Origin of the sequence: Thiomonas bhubaneswarensis (assembly GCF_001418255.1) — a bacterium.
Lineage (GTDB): Bacteria > Pseudomonadota > Gammaproteobacteria > Burkholderiales > Burkholderiaceae_C > Thiomonas > Thiomonas bhubaneswarensis.
This window is the reverse complement of the sequence record NZ_LIPV01000017.1, coordinates 1-14756: the sequence shown is the minus strand read 5'-3', so window position 1 is coordinate 14756 and position 14756 is coordinate 1. Positions and strand designations below refer to the sequence as shown.

Here is a 14756-nt window from a genome sequence, read left to right as displayed (position 1 = left end):
CCATGATGTTTGTGGGTAGGTGCGAGCCACGGCTCGTCTGCGGCGAGTGGTGGCCACCCCGGCGCACGACCCTCAGGGCCATGCGCCACAGGGGAGGTTACTTCTGCATCAAGAATCCATGCTCCCTCCAGCAGTCCAACGGGTTGCGCACGGCTGGCTTGTCCATCAATTGGCCATGCATGCGAAAGCAGGCTTGAATTTGCGCCTCCCGGGCCTGCACCCCATTGCTGCCCGCAGCAAACGCCGGGTAGGCGGCGCCCAGCATCAGCAGGGGGGTGATGACGACCAACAGTTTCTTCATGGCAATGCTCCAGTTAATCGAAATGCAGCAGCGCTGATCCAGCAGACCTGGGGCCGGCTGCTGTGACAACCCAGATGGAAAACTTCGTATTGCCAGGCAGACTGGTGTCGCCAGTTCTGCCAAGCCGCGCATGCAGGTCTCACATCATCCCGCGCATCATCGCCGGCATGCCCTCTTTGGCGAAGCGGTCGAGCTCGCGCGAGTGCGCCTTGATCACTGCGACCATCTCCGGGTCGGTGGAGGTCTCGGTCACGGCCACGCCGTCGGGCAGGATGTCCAGTTTGCGTTGATATTTCGTCGGGTGGGCGAACATCTGCGGCACGCTGTTGCTCATGGGGTAGGGGAAAGGGTGGTTCTGATCGAGCCGTGCATACATCTCCACCACATGCTTCTGGATGAGCGCTGCAGTCGTGGGGTCGGCCGAGGTGGTCACGTCATGCACCCCGTTGGGCAGCTCGGTCACCTTGCGCTGAATCTGCTGGTGAACCTTGAACAATTCCATGCCGGTGCGCATGGGGCCGTTCATGTTCTCGGGCGACATCATGCCGCCCTTGCCGCCACCCATCATCCCTCCACCCATCATGCCCTGGGCCTGGGCGGACGGTGCGCCGCGTCCGGTCAAAAAGCCCACGACGGTTCCAACAAAACCCACAACGGTAGTCAAAAATGTACGACGTTGCATGATGAACTCCTGGTTGCAACACACGGAACAAACGACGAAAGGAAACCGATCATGATGACTTCTGTCTGCATGTCGGGGGGCGGCATGGCCCTCATGGGGTTGTTCGGACTGCTGGTGCTGGCCTTCATTGCGCTCGGCGTGGCGGCGCTGATCAAATACCTCTTCTCCAGCCCAAGGCTTTGACGCCGCAAGCTCCTGAAATGCGTGCGCCCTGCACACTGAGATCGGCGTTTGCCCAGCAGAGTTCTGGAAGCAGCCGAGCCCGGCAGCGGTGTGATTTGCCCCTGCTCAAGGGCGGGCAAGCTCGGCCGTTGCCGCATTTGCTTGACCCCTTTGGGCAAGTCTGCTTGCGGCCGATTCATGGCGTTCATGAAACCACCTCCAGCCTGGGACTCTCGCCCAGTCCCAGGCGCTGCTTCTGCCACAGGGCGTAAACCGCTGGAATCACCAGCAGCGCCAGCAGGGCGGCGGTCAGCATGCCGCCCACCATGGGTGCGGCAATGCGCTTCATCACGTCGGCGCCAGCGCCTTCGCTGAACATGATGGGCAGCAGGCCGCCGACCACCATGGTCAGGGTCATCGCCATGGGCCGCAGTCGCAGCAAGGTGCCCTCGACCACGGTCTGCTTGAGATCGTCCCAGGTGCTGAGGCGGTCTTGAATCTTGCGTCGCTCCAGCGCCGCGTCGAGATACAGCAGCATGACCACGCCGAACTCGGAGGCCACCCCAGCGGTGGCGATGAAGCCCACGCCCACCGCCACCGAGAGCTTGTAGCCGAGCCAGTCGACGTACCAGAATCCGCCCACCAGCGACAGCGGCAAAGTCAGCAGGATGATGGCGACCTCGGTGAGGTTCTTGAAGTTGAAATACAGCAAGAGCGCGATCAGGCCGATCACCGCCGGCACGACGATCTTCAGGCGCTGCACGGCCTGCTCCAGCGCCTGGTACTGCCCCACCCAGTCGAGTGTGAAACCGGGCTGCAGATGCACCTTCTGCGCCAGGGCTGCTTGCGCCGCGGCCACGTAGCCGCCGATGCTGGTGCCGGGCTTGAGGTCGATGTACACCCAGGAATTCAGCCGGCTGTTGTCGCTGGTGAGCATGGGCGGGCCGCCCTCGATGCGCAGCGTGGCCACCTGCGCCAGCGGAATCTGGCTGCCCTCGGGCGTGGCGATGCGACTTTCCATCAGCGTGGACAGCGATTGACGCAGTTCGCGCGGATAGCGCAAGATGATGGGGAAACGCTCCAGACCGTTGACGGCGGTGGACAGGATCTGCCCGCCGATCGCTGTCTCGACTAGGCGGTTCACATCCGCCACCGAAAGGCCGTAGCGCGCGGCGGCCAGCCGGTTGGTGTCGACCACGATGTAGCGCCCACCGGTGGCGCGCGCCGCATAGGCGTTCTGCGTACCCGGAACGGTTTGCAGCACGGCTTGAATTTCCTGCCCTAGTCGGTTCAGCGTGTCGAGATTGCTGCCGGTGACCTTGATGCCCAGCGGCGTTTGCAAGCCGGTGGTCAACATGTCCACCTGACCCTTGATCGGCTGGGTCCAGGTGTTCGATACGCCTGGAATCTGCAGCGACTGGTTCAGCTTCTCAATCAGCTTGGCGGTGGTCATGCCGGCCGGCCAAGTGCTGCGGTCTTTCAGGTTCACGACCGTCATGAACATCGAGATCGGCGTCGGGTCGGTCGCGGTCTGCGCCCGCCCCGCCTTGCCGAACACGCTCTCCACTTCGGGGAAGGTCTTGATGATGCGGTCGCTCTGCTGCAGGATCGCGGCCGATTGGCCGATGGAGATCGACGGATCCTGCGATACCGGCATGTACAACAAGGTGCCTTCGTTCAGGGGAGGCATGAACTCCGAGCCGAGATGCTTCCAGGGGAAATACAGACTGGCCACCGCGACGATGGCCAGCACGATCACCACCCAGGGAGCCCGCAGCACGCCGTGGATCAAGGGGCGGTAGAGCCAGACCAGTACCTGGTTCAAGGGGTTTTTCCCCTCCGGGCGGATCGGCCCGCGAATGAACCACGCCATCAGCAGCGGCACCAGAGTGATGGACAGAATGGCGGCTGCCGCCATGGCATAGGTCTTGGTGAAGGCCAGGGGCCGAAACAGCTTGCCCTCCTCGCCGCCGAGCGCGAACACCGGCAGGAACGACACCGCGATGATCAGCAGCGAAAAAAACAATGCCGGACCGACCTCCGCGGCGGCGACCCGCGCCTTCATCCAGGGATCGGCATGCGGGTCGTGCTCCATATGCTTGTGCATGTTCTCGATCATGACGATCGCGGCGTCGGTCATCGCGCCGATGGCGATGGCGATGCCCCCCAGAGACATGATGTTGGCCGGAATGCCCTGCGCCCACATCACCAGAAAGGCGGCGAGGATGCCCAGCGGCAGCGACACGATGGCCACCAGCGCCGAGCGCGCACGCAGCAGGAACAGGAAGGACACCAAGGCGACGATCAGTGATTCTTCCAGCAGCTTCTCGGTGAGGGTGTGGATGGCACGCTGGATCAGCGGCGCTTGGCTGTAGGTGGTGACGATCTTCACCCCGGGAGGCAGGGAGGGCTGGATGGCGCGAATCTTGTCCTCGACGTGTTGAATGATGGCATCGGCGTTCGAGCCCTGGTTCATCATCACGATGCCGCCGACCACCGCGCCCTCGCCGTTGAGGTCGGCGGCGCTGTTGGGCAGCTCCGGCCCGAACTGCACGCGGGCGACGTCTTTGAGCGTCAGCGGCACGCCGCCGCGCGCCGCCAGTGGCGCGTTTTCCAGGTCCCGCAGCGAGCGGATGTAGCCGGTGGTACGCACCATATAGCTGGCCTCACCCAGATCGACCACCGAGCCGCTGGTCTCGCCGTTCGCGGCGCGAATGGCATCTTCCACCTGAGGCAGGGTGAGGTTGTAGGCCAGTAGGGCCTGCGGGTTCACCACCACCTGGTATTCCTTGACCATGCCACCGACCGTGGCGACCTCGGCCACGCCCGGAATGCTTTGCAACTGGTATTTGAGGAACCAGTTCTGCAGGGTGGTGAGCTGGCTCAGGTCCTGCGTGCCACCGGTATCGGTCAGGGCGTACATGTAAACCCAGTCCACCCCCGAGCTGTCCGGACCCAGCGCCGGCGTCACCCCGGGCGGCAGTTTGGATTGCACCTGGCTGAGATACTGCAGCACCAGATTGCGCGCCTGGTAGATGTTGGTTCCGTCCTTGAAGATGACGTAGACGAAGGAGTCGCCGAACATCGAGTAGCCGCGCACGGCGCGCGCGCCGGGAACCGACTGCAGGGTGGTCTCCAGCGGATAGGTCACCTGGTCCTGCACCACCTGCGGCGCCTGCCCGGGGTAAGAGGTCTTGATGATGACCTGGGTGGGCGAGATGTCGGGGATGGCTTCCAGCGGCGTGTTGCGCACCGCCAGGATGCCCGCGGCCAGCAGCAGCAGCGCGCCGATCACCGTCAGGCTGCGGTTCTCGAAGCACCACTCCATGAGTCGCCGGATCATGGGGCGCTCCGGCCAGGGGCCATATTCATTCCGGCCATCGATCCCGCGTCAGGGGGCGCTGCTGCTGGTCTCACGGGCGGAGTAGCCGTCGGCGCGGGCATGGGCCCGGCAGCGCCGGCTTGCGGGGAGCTCGCTGGCGGCATGCCTGACATCGCCCCCGTAGCGGGCATGCCACTCGCTCCACTCGTGTTGGCTTGACCGCCGAGCATGCGCGCCTTGACCGACTGGAACTGCGATTCGGAGTACAGCAGGAACTGGGCGCTTTCCACCACCTGGTCACCCACCTTGAGCCCTCGGGCGATGACCACCCAGCCGTTCGCCTCGGGACCAAGCGCAACCTGCACCGGCAGGAAGTGGCCGCCCGCCTGCGCCAGCATGGCGTAATCGCCATCTTGCGTGCGCAGCACCGCGCTGCTCGGCAGCGCCAGCGCGGTTTGCGCCTGAGCCTGCACCGTGGCGTTGGCATACATGCCCGGGCGCAACATGCCGCCGGGGTTGGCGAAGCTCAGGCGCGCGGTGATGGTGCGAGTTTGCGGATCCAGCGTGGGGTAGAGAAAGTTCAAGCGCCCATCCCAATTCCTGCCGGGGTAGGCCGGGAGCTGGAGCTGCACGCCGTCGCCCAGACGCACCCACGGCATCTGGTAGTCGTACAGCGCCACATTGACCCAGACCCGATCCAGATTGGCGATCTCGAACAGGCTGTTCTGCGACGAGACATAGCTGCCCTGGCGAATATTGAGCGCCGTCACCACGCCGCTCTCGGGCGCCAGGATGGGAACGTCGCGCATCGGTTGGCCCGAGGCCTCCAACTGCTTGAGCGCTGCCTCGGGCAGGCCCAGCAGCAGCAGGCGCTGTTTGGCTGCGGCCAGCAAGCCCTGGTTGTCGGGGTGACTGCCGGTGTGGCTATCAGTCGTGCCCGCTAGCTGGCGCGCGATGCTGTATTCCTGCTGCGCGGCGTACAACTCGGGCGAGTAAATCTCCGCCAGCACCTGACCGCGCGCCACCGCATCGCCCACGGCACGCACCTTGAGCTGCACCACCCAGCCGGAGAAGCGCGGGGTGACGATGGTGACACGGTTCTGGTCCACCGCCACGGTGCCCACGGTCTGGATCGCCTGGCCCAGGGGGCGCATCTGTGCGGTCGTCAGACGCACGCCCAGGTTTTGCGTCAGACGCGGGTCGATGTGCACTCCGGTGTCGGCCCCTCCGGTTTCGGCCTGGGCGTAGACCGGCACGTAATCCATGCCCATGTTGTCCTTCATCGGATGGTCCGCATGGATCGCCGGATTCATCGGGCTGGCCCAGTACAGCACCCGGCGCTGCGGCGCCGCAGCCGGGGCGTAGACCGGCACATAGTCCATCCCCATGTTGTCTTTCATCGGGTGGTCGGCGTGGATGGCGGCGTTCATCGGGTTGGCCCAGTACAGCACCTGGCGGCTTGCCGGCGCTGCTGCGGAAGCTGTTGCGGAAGCCGGGGCCGCCGCGGTGTTTGCCGACTCGGCTTGCGAGGCGCCGTGCGGCAGCCAGCGACTGCTCCAGAGGCCCGCGCCGAGGCCCACCAGCAACAGGCCGAGGCCGAGAGTGAAGGTTCGCAAATTCATGGCTGCTGCTCCGAAGGCGTGGTCAGGTAGTCGAGTTCGGCCTGGGTGGCCAGCAGATCCCGGCGCAGTTGCAGGGTCTGGAGTTCAAGGGCAAAGACAGCTTGCTGCGCCTTGAGCACGTCGCCCATGCTGGCGCGGCCGTTGCTGTAGGCGGTGAGGGTGGAGTCATAGGCCTCGTGCGCCAGCGGCAGCATCTGGGCGTGCAGGCGCTGCCACTTCTCCTGCTGGCTGCGCATGCGCGCTGTGGCCGAGCGAATCTGCTGCTGCAAGGCCAGCCGCTGGTCCTGCTCGTCGTAGCGGGCTTCCATCACCTGGGCGCGCGCGCTGTCGAGTTCCTGGTCCAGCCGATGGCTGGAGAAGATCGGCAGATTCATCGACACCCCAGCCGAAAAATAGTTGGGGGAGCCCGGAACAAAGCTCTTGCCGTAGGAGGCGCCCACCGTGATGGCTGGCCGGAAATTCGTCTTGGCCACTTGCACGCCAGCCTGCGCGGTCAGCACCTTGGCCTGGGCCAGGCGCAGCAGTGGCTGGCCTGGGGGAGCTTGCTCCGGAGTCATCGCACCAGGCGCCAAGTTCGGCCAGGCAGGATCGATCTGCGGCGCATGCTCGCTGCCGAGTGCCTGAGCGATGTCGGCCAGGGCCGCTGCTTCATCGGCGGCGAGCGCGCTTTGGTCGTTGCGCAATTCGTCCTCGGCGAGACGGGCGCGCAACACATCGCTCTGCGCTCCGCTGCCCGCACGGTAGCTGGCCATGGCCGCGTCGACGTTCTCACGCGCCAGCGACTGCTGCCGTTGCACGGTCGCCATGGCCTGGCGCGTGTACACCGCCACCAGCCAGGCGCGTCGCAAAGCGAGAACCAGTTGCGCCCGCTTGGCTTCACGGCTGAAGCGTTGCTCCGAGGCTTGCGCCTGCAGCTTGCTCCCTTCGAGGGCCAGCTTGCCGATGGGTGAAAAGCTCTGACTGACGCCAACGCTGAGCATGGTCATGCCTTGCTGGGTCAGCGAAAAGCTGTTGGTGGGTAGGTTGACCGCGTCGAACGACACATGCGGGTCGGGCAAGTGCGTGGCCGCTGCAGCCTGATGCTGGAGAGCGCGGATGCGCTGTGTGGCTGCTGCCAGACTCGGGTTGGCTTGTGCCAGTTGCGCCTCGGCGGCTCTGAGGGTCAAGGGTGCATCTTGGGCTTGGGCAGCCACGCTGGCAAGCAGCGGACCGAGCAGAAACATCAAGGGGAGAGCCGCCACCCTGCGCTTTGAACAGGCGGTGGCAGATCGCCGGGCGAACGCACGGCGGCACTGAAACATGAGGGACATCGCTTTCCTCTTCGGCAGATGGTGCGCTGCAGAGTTGCAGCGTTGATCGCAAGGCGAACACGCGCATCGCCCGGTCAAAGTTCACCGGGCTTGCTTGCTGCCGAAGGGGTCAAACTTGGAGACGCGCCGCGAGGAAAGACGGTCTGGAGGGGGGTGGGGGCTCAATGCGCTGAATTTGCCAGTTCAGCAAAGCGGGGCGGACTTGCGGCACCAGCATCACACGCTGGATCAGCGCGGCGGGGCCAATACCAAAGCTCTTGATCGTGCTGGCTGGAGCCGCTGCGTTCAGGTCTTGGCAGGCTGCCTGACAAAACGCACGCTCAACCCTTGCGCTGTCCTGGCTAGAAACTTGTGCTTGTTGCCCAGCAGCTCCCATGGACATGGAGTCCATGGTCGGCATACCCGGCATATTCGCGCAGCAAGGGGCCGGAACAACCACCGGACGCGCCATGGCGACTTGCATCCACGGCAGAAACGCCAATGCGCAAACGAACGCCCAGAAGCGGGAGAAAGTTCGGAAGGAACGCATGGGCTTGGATGGGTGCATGGGACGATGAAGGTGGCTGATGATAGCGAAGGTTCCTTGCTCGTCAATCCCCTGCCCCGCCCAATGCCGATCCATCTCATGATCACCTGATCGTGTCCCCGTTCGATGGAGACCAGCGCAATGAATTCAAACACCCTATCCCCCTATAGTGTTGGCATGAGCCACACCATCCGAGAAAGAACCAAACTTCTCAACCGCGTGCGCCGCATTCGCGGCCAGGTCGATGCCATCGAGCGTGCTCTGGAGAGTGATGCGGGCTGTGAGCAAGTCATGCATGCCATCGCGGCTTGCCGTGGTGCGATGAACAGCTTACTGTCCGAGGTCGTCGAAGATCACATCCAGACCCACCTGATTGATCCCCGCAAGGGCCAACAGGATGAATCGGCCGAGGCTGCCGCCCAGTTGATCGACGTCGTGCACAGATACTTCAAGTGAGCGCATCCATGTCCGCGACCCCGTTTACCCATGAGCATGAGCATGTGTTTCTCGGTCAGGACCATGACCGCAATGCCCGCAAGACCCGGGCCGTCATCGCCCTGTGTACCGGGGTGATGGTCATCGAGATCGCTGATGGGGTTCACTTTGGCTCGCTGGCGTTGGTCGCCGATGGCCTGCACATGAGCACTCATGCTGCAGCCATGCTGATCGCCGCCATGGCCTACCACTACGCGCGCCAACATGCCCATGACGCTCGCTTCAGCTTCGGCACCGGCAAGGTGGGGGATCTGGCGGGTTTCTCCAGCGCCATCATCTTGGCCATGATCGCTTTATTGATCGGCTATGAGGCGATTGCGCGCTTCATCCATCCGGTGGCCATCGATTTCAATGCTGCCATCGCCATTGCCTTTCTCGGCCTGTTCGTCAACATCCTCAGTGCCTGGCTGCTCAGTGGCAATGAGCACAGTTATGGACATGCGCATGGTCATGTCCATGGCGCGGCAACCGCGGACGATGCCCAGTTCGTGGACACTGCCACAGGTCGCGTGCGGGTCGAGATTCATGAGGATCGCGTCCCGCCGAGGTTTCGCTTGCGTTGGCAAGATCAATCAGGCCCACCCACAAGCCTGCTGGCGTCGCACATGTGGATGGAGACGATTCGTCCTTCCGGGCAACACCAAACGTTTCAGTTTCAAGACCAGGGCGGGTACTGGGAATCGGTCGATACCATTCCGGAGCCGCATGCCTTCGAAGCACGGTTGCATCTGAACATCGGGGCAACGGTGGTATCTCGAACCCTGCACTTTGCAGAGTCTGAGGGCCATGACCATGGTCATGCAGACCATCACCGGGATCACAATATGCGCGCCGCTTTCGTGCATGTGGCTGCGGACGCCGCAGTTTCCGTGCTGGCCATTGTGGGGCTGGCAGCGGGCAAGTTCTTCGGCTTGAACTTTATGGATCCCGTGATGGGTATCGTCGGCGCGGTGGTGATTGCGAACTGGTCCTTCGGTTTGATCCGGGATACCGGCGCCATTCTGTTGGACGTCAATCCGGATGCCGCGCTGAGCCAGTCCATCCGCAAGGTCGTGCAGGAAGCGGGCGATGAATTGGCCGACTTGCATCTGTGGCGCCTCGGACCTGGGCACCTCGGAGCGATCGTGGCGGTGAAATGCAAAGATCCCACCCGGGATGCGTTGTACTACCGGCACAAGCTGCAAGGCTTTCGGGATTTGTCGCATTTGACGATTGAGGTGGAAAAAAGGCCGATAGCTTTGTAAGCCGGTCAGTGCTGACATGGCGCGAGCGTGCCCCAATGCCAGATCAGGCCGATACGCTGTCGGCGGATAGACATGCTGTATGGCTGCTCGACCCCGGAACCAGTCATTGGAACACCGGCGATACGAACGACGGGTAGGGGTCGAGACTTGCCACTCATGCCCGATGCATTCAACTCCCCATTCCAGATGACTCTTTTTTGGTCTATGCAGATGATGCTTGCAGGGGTTCTGGATCGAGGCGTCCGTCAAACGGTGGTTTTCTGAACACTCCGTAGAGTCCCAGTTTTAGATCGCCGAAGCCGCCGATGAGTGTTAATATACCCGTCAATTTTTCAGTGTTCTGATTCCGTCAATGAATCAACGAATAGGATACGCCCGCGTATCGACCGATGACCAGCACCTAGACCTGCAGCGCGACGCGCTCACGTGGGCTGGGTGCAGTGCGATCTACGAGGAAGCGGCCAGCGGTAAGAGTGCAGCCCGCCCGGAGCTTGAGCAGTGCCGAAAGGCGCTGCGGGCTGGGGATACCCTTGTCGTCTGGCGGCTGGATCGGCTAGGCCGCAGTTTGCCCGACCTGGTACAGATCGTGGCCGATCTTGAGCAGCGCGGCGTCGGATTCGAAAGCTTGACAGAAAAGATCGAGACGAGCGGCGCGGCGGGCAAGCTGCTTTTCCATGTGTTCGCGGCATTGGCAGAGTTTGAACGCGGCTTGATTCGAGAACGGACGCAGGCCGGGCTGGCAGCAGCCCGCGCCCGCGGCCGGGCCGGTGGTCGGAAGCCGAAGTTAGACGACCAGCAGGTGCGCGAGATCAAAGCCCTGTTGCGCGATCCAGATATTCAGGTGGCCGAGGTAGCCCGCCGGTATGGCGTGTCCCGAACCACCCTTTACAAGCACGTCGGCGTCGTCATGCCGCGTCAATGAGCACTTGGGATGGCCCAACAACTAGACACTGCATACAGCGTGCGCAGCAAGGTTTCTCCTAGAGCTGTTGCAGTCCCTGTATGCCCGGTCATGGCGGCTACTGAGGCTTTGGCGACAGAGGGGGGGCATGAGGCTCGCGGGGCTATTTTCACGCGCTCTGAGGTGGTGGATTTCATTCTCGACCTGGCTGGCTACACGGAGGATCAACCGCTTTACGAAAAGCGGCTTTTGGAGCCGTCATTCGGTGGCGGCGACTTCCTGCTGCCGATCATTGAACGGCTATTGAGTGCATGGAGGGCGGCAAGGCCGAACGGTTCCGCGCTCAACGAGCTAGCCAATACGATCCGAGCGGTAGAGCTGCACCACGACACCTTTCGCAGCACCCAAGCCGCTGTGATCGCGCTGCTCAAGCGCCAGGGGGTCGCCGCGAATGCAGCGACCGCCTTGGCTGGATGCTGGTTGTCGCAGGGCGATTTCCTGCTGGCACCGCTGGAGGGGCAATTCGATTTCGTGGTGGGTAACCCACCCTATGTTCGTCAGGAACTGATCCCGGCGCCACTACTTGCCGAATACCGCAGCCGTTACCTGACGATGTATGACCGGGCCGATATCTACATTCCATTCATCGAACGGTCGCTGTCGGTCTTGTCGGATGGTGGCCGCCTGGGCTTCATCTGCGCGGATCGCTGGATGAAGAACCGCTATGGCGGGCCGCTGCGCAGCCTCGTAGCCGAGCGATTCCACCTAAAAGTCTATGTCGATATGGTGGATACACCGGCCTTCCACTCCGATGTGATCGCCTACCCAGCCATCACCATCATCAGCCGTGAAGTGTCGGGGGCAACGCGCATCGCTCACCGTCCGGCTATTGACCGTGCGACGCTGACCACACTTGCAGACTTGCTCAGGGCCCCTATGCTGCCGAAAGGAACCGGCCTGGTGCGCGAACTGGCCCGCGTGACTAACGGTGCTGAGCCGTGGCTGCTGGAGTCATCCGACCAGATGGCGCTCATTCGCCGTCTGGAGGGTGCTTTCCCCCTGCTGGAAGAGGCGGGGTGCAAGGTTGGGATCGGTGTCGCGACCGGCGCTGACAAGGCGTTCATCGGGGACTTCTCAGCTCTCGATGTCGAGCCAAGCCGGAAGCTGCCGCTGGTGACAACCAAGGACATCATGACTGGCGAGGTGCAGTGGCGCGGTCAGGGTGTCATCAACCCCTTTGCCGAGTTGGGCGGGCTGGTCAATCTTGACGAGTACCCGCGCCTGCGCCGTTACCTTGAGGCCCGCCGAGAGGCGATTGCTGGTCGTCACTGTGCGCAGAAAGCTCCGGCCAACTGGTATCGCACGATTGACCGCATCACCCCGGCGCTGGCTGCGAGGCCGAAGCTCCTGGTCCCGGACATCAAGGGTGAGGCGCATATCGTCTTTGAAAGCGGCGAGCTGTATCCCCATCACAACCTCTACTACGTCACCTCAGACGACTGGGATTTGCGGGCATTGCAGGCTGTGCTGCTGTCTGCTGTCTCACGTCTGTTTGTGGCGACCTACTCAACAAAAATGCGGGGTGGTTTCCTGCGCTTCCAAGCGCAGTACCTGCGCCGAATTCGCATCCCACGCTGGGCGGATGTGCCCGAGACGCTGCGCCGTGAACTGGTCGAGGCTGCAATCAAGCGGGACGTGCAAGCCTGCAACCGGGCTGTGTTCAAGCTTTACGGACTGAGTCACGAAGAACGATCTGCCCTCGGAGGCAATGGAGAATAAATGGCACTCGATCTCGCCAACTACGAACAGAAAGCCCGCGAGGCCGTGAAGGCGTTTTGGGGCAACCGCGAAGCAGCAAGACAAAAGCAAATTGAGTCGGGCAAAGCCGACCAAGGTGAACGTGCAGGAGTTACCGCTGGCAAGAATATGGATGGGTTCTTGGCCTTGGTGCTCGACATCATCAAGGCCAATGGGCTAGCCCACGCCGAGATTCACCAGAACCGGGCAATGCTAACCCTGCCCGGCTATTTCCGCCCGACGAAGCTGTGGGATCTCTTGGTGATCTACAAGGGGGAGCTGATCGCAGCCATTGAGCTGAAAAGCCAGGTAGGCCCCTCGTTCGGCAACAACTTCAATAACCGAACTGAGGAAGCCATCGGGACGGCCCATGATCTATGGACCGCCTTCCGTGAAGAGGCTTTCGGCAAGCAACCGCGTCCCTTTGTTGGGTGGATGATGATGGTCGAGGATGCGCCGGAATCGCGCAAGCCTGTCCGTGATTCGTCGCCACACTTCCCAGTGTTCGATGAGTTCAAGGGTGCGTCCTACCTCAAGCGGTATGACTTGCTGTGTCAGCGACTGGTGCAGGAGCAGCTTTACACCACCGCTGCCGTCATCGCCGCAGAGCGCAGCGCGGTGGATACCGGAGATTTCACGGAGCTGTCGTCGATGACCAGCCTCAGGACATTCGTATCTGCTCTGGCAGGTCACATCGCGGCAGAGGCAGCGCGGTTGGGTTGATAGCTGCCGAAATCAAGTGAATTAGGGGGGAGCATGAGCGATCAGTACACCTATGCGAAATTCTGGCGCTGCGCGCTCCAGGTCAATCCCGTCGGTTACAACGGTACCTATCGGGGAGCCGATCACGGGCTGGATGAGGCGGGGTACAACCAAGCACTCCTCCAGAAATGCGTTGAGCTGGGCATTACGGTAGTCGGCTTGGCCGACCACGGCAGCGTGGCTAGCGTCGATGCGTTGCGTGAGATGCTTCAACCGCACGGGATTGTGGTGTTCCCCGGCTTTGAGATCGCCTCGAACGACAAGACCCATTATGTCTGCCTGTTTTCCGAGGAAACGACAGGACAGCAGCTCGAGCGCTACCTTGGCAATCTCGACCTGCTTGACCCTGCAGATGGTGTCCGCCCGTCTCGATTGAGTTCCGAGCAGTTGATCGAGAAGGTCGATCAGCTTGGCGGCTTCATCTACGCTGCGCATTGCACGCAGGACAGTGGCCTCCTGAAGAACCGGCTCAATCATGTATGGAAGCTACCCAAGCTGCGCTCGGCCCAGATTCCGGGGGCGGTAGATGACTTGGCGGGGGTGGAAAGCGATTTCTACCGCAAGGTGCTGCTGAACAAGGACGATGCCTATCGCCGCGAGCGGCCCATAGCTGTCATCAATGCCAAAGATGTCGCCAAGCCGGAAGACTTGGAGCAGCCGGGAGCCACTTGCCTCATCAAGATGACGCGGCCCAACTTTGCGGCGTTCAAGGTGGCCTTCCTTGACCCAGGGTCGCGCATCCGCTTGAACTCGCAGCAGGCCGAAAGCCCGATTGGCAAGGTGCTCCGCATGACGGTCACGGGTGGCTACCTGGATGGCGTCCGCGTGGACTTCTCCGATCACCTCAACACGGTCATCGGCGGTCGAGGGACAGGTAAATCGACCTTGCTCGAATGTCTGCGCTATGCCTTGGACTTTCCACCCAAGGGCAAGCAAGCCTTGAAGCTCCATCAGGAGATCATCAAGGAGAACCTTGGCCGCGCGGCGGGCCGATTGGAGCTGGTGGTGGTGTCGTCATCTCAGAACGGCAAGCAGTACACAGTCTCACGGCGTTATGGTGAACCGCCGATTGTTCGTGACTTGGGCGGCAACGTTTCCACCCTTCTCCCGAGAGACTTGCTGCCCGGCATCGACATTTATGGGCAGAACGAGATTTACGAGCTGGCTCAGGACGAAACCAGCCGGGTGCAGTTGCTGGATCGCTTCCTTCCACAGGACGGGGACTATGAGACGAAGAGCGCTGACGTTCACCGCCGCTTGACCGAGAACCAGCGGAAGCTCGTGAAGTCCTTGTCCGACCTCGATGACGTGAAGGCGCACCGTGAGGTACTTCAGACGCCGGCCGCCCGAGAGGCTGTCGCTCACGAAATCCATGCTCCACACCTCGTTGACTTTCTGTGCCCGTTGCAGCGGCACCCGCTCGTTGACAGGGCGTTTGCCCTTCTTGCGTCGGCGCACGGCCAGGTTGGCTTGCCGGTAGAGGCGGTACACGCGCTTGTGATTGACTCCGGGGAACTGCGGGCGCAGCAGATCGTGGATGCGCCGGTAGCCAAAACGCCGACGCACATGGGCGATCTCCACGATCTTCTCGTGCAACGCCACGGTGGCCTGATCGGCCTGCGGCGGATGGCG

Annotated in this window: 12 protein-coding genes and 2 pseudogenes; 7 read left to right on the top strand and 7 right to left on the bottom strand. The window is 62.4% G+C overall.

Annotated elements, in window-relative coordinates:
• Window positions 1-97: 97 nt before the first annotated feature.
• Window positions 98-301, bottom strand: a complete 204-nt coding sequence (locus ASC45_RS14960) for a hypothetical protein (RefSeq protein WP_055451809.1) — start codon at window positions 299-301, stop codon at window positions 98-100.
• Window positions 302-440: 139 nt separating this feature from the next.
• Window positions 441-983 (bottom strand): hypothetical protein, encoded by a 543-nt coding sequence (locus ASC45_RS14955; protein WP_055451808.1) that lies wholly within the window; start codon window positions 981-983, stop codon window positions 441-443.
• A 51-nt stretch (window positions 984-1034) separates the two neighbouring features.
• On the opposite strand from ASC45_RS14955, the gene ASC45_RS16180 reads away from it, so the two are divergent.
• A complete protein-coding gene (locus tag ASC45_RS16180) occupies window positions 1035-1166 on the top strand; it encodes a hypothetical protein (protein ID WP_281173312.1) in 132 nt (43 codons plus the stop codon).
• A 184-nt stretch (window positions 1167-1350) separates the two neighbouring features.
• On the opposite strand, the gene ASC45_RS14950 is transcribed toward ASC45_RS16180, so the two are convergent.
• The 4 genes from ASC45_RS14950 to ASC45_RS14935 form a co-directional block, all read right to left on the bottom strand.
• Window positions 1351-4488: an efflux RND transporter permease subunit gene (locus ASC45_RS14950; protein ID WP_055451807.1), complete on the bottom strand. Its 3138-nt coding sequence runs from the start codon at window positions 4486-4488 to the stop codon at window positions 1351-1353.
• The gene (locus tag ASC45_RS14945) at window positions 4485-6089 is read right to left on the bottom strand and encodes an efflux RND transporter periplasmic adaptor subunit (protein WP_055451806.1); all 1605 of its coding nucleotides are present in this window, start codon (window positions 6087-6089) and stop codon (window positions 4485-4487) included. The genes ASC45_RS14950 and ASC45_RS14945 overlap by 4 nt, the downstream gene beginning before the upstream one ends.
• A complete protein-coding gene (locus tag ASC45_RS14940) occupies window positions 6086-7399 on the bottom strand; it encodes a TolC family protein (RefSeq protein WP_055451805.1) in 1314 nt (437 codons plus the stop codon). Before ASC45_RS14940 ends, ASC45_RS14945 begins: the two co-directional genes overlap by 4 nt.
• Window positions 7400-7508: 109 nt before the next feature.
• Window positions 7509-7946 carry a hypothetical protein gene (locus tag ASC45_RS14935; RefSeq protein ID WP_141655817.1) on the bottom strand — a complete coding sequence of 146 codons (438 nt, stop codon included), beginning with the start codon at window positions 7944-7946 and terminating at the stop codon, window positions 7509-7511.
• 156 nt (window positions 7947-8102) lie between these two features.
• Between ASC45_RS14935 and ASC45_RS14930 the strand changes: the two genes are divergently transcribed.
• The 6 genes and pseudogenes from ASC45_RS14930 to ASC45_RS16210 form a co-directional block, all read left to right on the top strand.
• Window positions 8103-8381: a metal/formaldehyde-sensitive transcriptional repressor gene (locus ASC45_RS14930; RefSeq protein WP_055451803.1), complete on the top strand. Its 279-nt coding sequence runs from the start codon at window positions 8103-8105 to the stop codon at window positions 8379-8381.
• An 8-nt stretch (window positions 8382-8389) separates the two neighbouring features.
• Window positions 8390-9664: a CDF family Co(II)/Ni(II) efflux transporter DmeF gene (gene dmeF / locus ASC45_RS14925; RefSeq protein WP_055451802.1), complete on the top strand. Its 1275-nt coding sequence runs from the start codon at window positions 8390-8392 to the stop codon at window positions 9662-9664.
• A 352-nt stretch (window positions 9665-10016) separates the two neighbouring features.
• Window positions 10017-10586, top strand: coding sequence for a recombinase family protein (locus tag ASC45_RS14920; RefSeq protein ID WP_055451801.1), 570 nt, complete (start codon window positions 10017-10019; stop codon window positions 10584-10586).
• A 90-nt stretch (window positions 10587-10676) separates the two neighbouring features.
• Window positions 10677-12344: an Eco57I restriction-modification methylase domain-containing protein gene (locus ASC45_RS14915; RefSeq protein ID WP_055451800.1), complete on the top strand. Its 1668-nt coding sequence runs from the start codon at window positions 10677-10679 to the stop codon at window positions 12342-12344.
• Window positions 12345-13085 carry a type-2 restriction endonuclease gene (locus tag ASC45_RS14910; RefSeq protein WP_055451799.1) on the top strand — a complete coding sequence of 247 codons (741 nt, stop codon included), beginning with the start codon at window positions 12345-12347 and terminating at the stop codon, window positions 13083-13085.
• Window positions 13086-13118: 33 nt separating this feature from the next.
• Window positions 13119-14456, top strand: a pseudogene (locus ASC45_RS16210) (AAA family ATPase); the annotation flags it as partial.
• Here the strand turns inward: ASC45_RS16210 and ASC45_RS16100 are convergent.
• Window positions 14442-14756: pseudogene (locus ASC45_RS16100) on the bottom strand (IS3 family transposase); the annotation flags it as partial. The pseudogenes ASC45_RS16210 and ASC45_RS16100 sit on opposite strands and share 15 nt — an antisense overlap.

What these genes read in the sequence shown, in the direction of transcription:
- ASC45_RS14945 (WP_055451806.1), bottom strand. Translation starts at nt 6,089, where the DNA reads ATGAATTTGCGAACCTTCACTCTCGGCCTCGGCCTGTTGCTGGTGGGC.
- ASC45_RS16180 (WP_281173312.1), top strand. Translation starts at nt 1,035, where the DNA reads ATGATGACTTCTGTCTGCATGTCGGGGGGCGGCATGGCCCTCATGGGG.
- ASC45_RS14950 (WP_055451807.1), bottom strand. Translation starts at nt 4,488, where the DNA reads ATGATCCGGCGACTCATGGAGTGGTGCTTCGAGAACCGCAGCCTGACG.
- ASC45_RS14940 (WP_055451805.1), bottom strand. Translation starts at nt 7,399, where the DNA reads ATGTCCCTCATGTTTCAGTGCCGCCGTGCGTTCGCCCGGCGATCTGCC.
- ASC45_RS14955 (WP_055451808.1), bottom strand. Translation starts at nt 983, where the DNA reads ATGCAACGTCGTACATTTTTGACTACCGTTGTGGGTTTTGTTGGAACC.
- ASC45_RS14930 (WP_055451803.1), top strand. Translation starts at nt 8,103, where the DNA reads ATGAGCCACACCATCCGAGAAAGAACCAAACTTCTCAACCGCGTGCGC.
- ASC45_RS14935 (WP_141655817.1), bottom strand. Translation starts at nt 7,946, where the DNA reads ATGCACCCATCCAAGCCCATGCGTTCCTTCCGAACTTTCTCCCGCTTC.
- ASC45_RS14915 (WP_055451800.1), top strand. Translation starts at nt 10,677, where the DNA reads ATGGCGGCTACTGAGGCTTTGGCGACAGAGGGGGGGCATGAGGCTCGC.
- ASC45_RS14910 (WP_055451799.1), top strand. Translation starts at nt 12,345, where the DNA reads ATGGCACTCGATCTCGCCAACTACGAACAGAAAGCCCGCGAGGCCGTG.
- dmeF (WP_055451802.1), top strand. Translation starts at nt 8,390, where the DNA reads ATGTCCGCGACCCCGTTTACCCATGAGCATGAGCATGTGTTTCTCGGT.
- ASC45_RS14960 (WP_055451809.1), bottom strand. Translation starts at nt 301, where the DNA reads ATGAAGAAACTGTTGGTCGTCATCACCCCCCTGCTGATGCTGGGCGCC.
- ASC45_RS14920 (WP_055451801.1), top strand. Translation starts at nt 10,017, where the DNA reads ATGAATCAACGAATAGGATACGCCCGCGTATCGACCGATGACCAGCAC.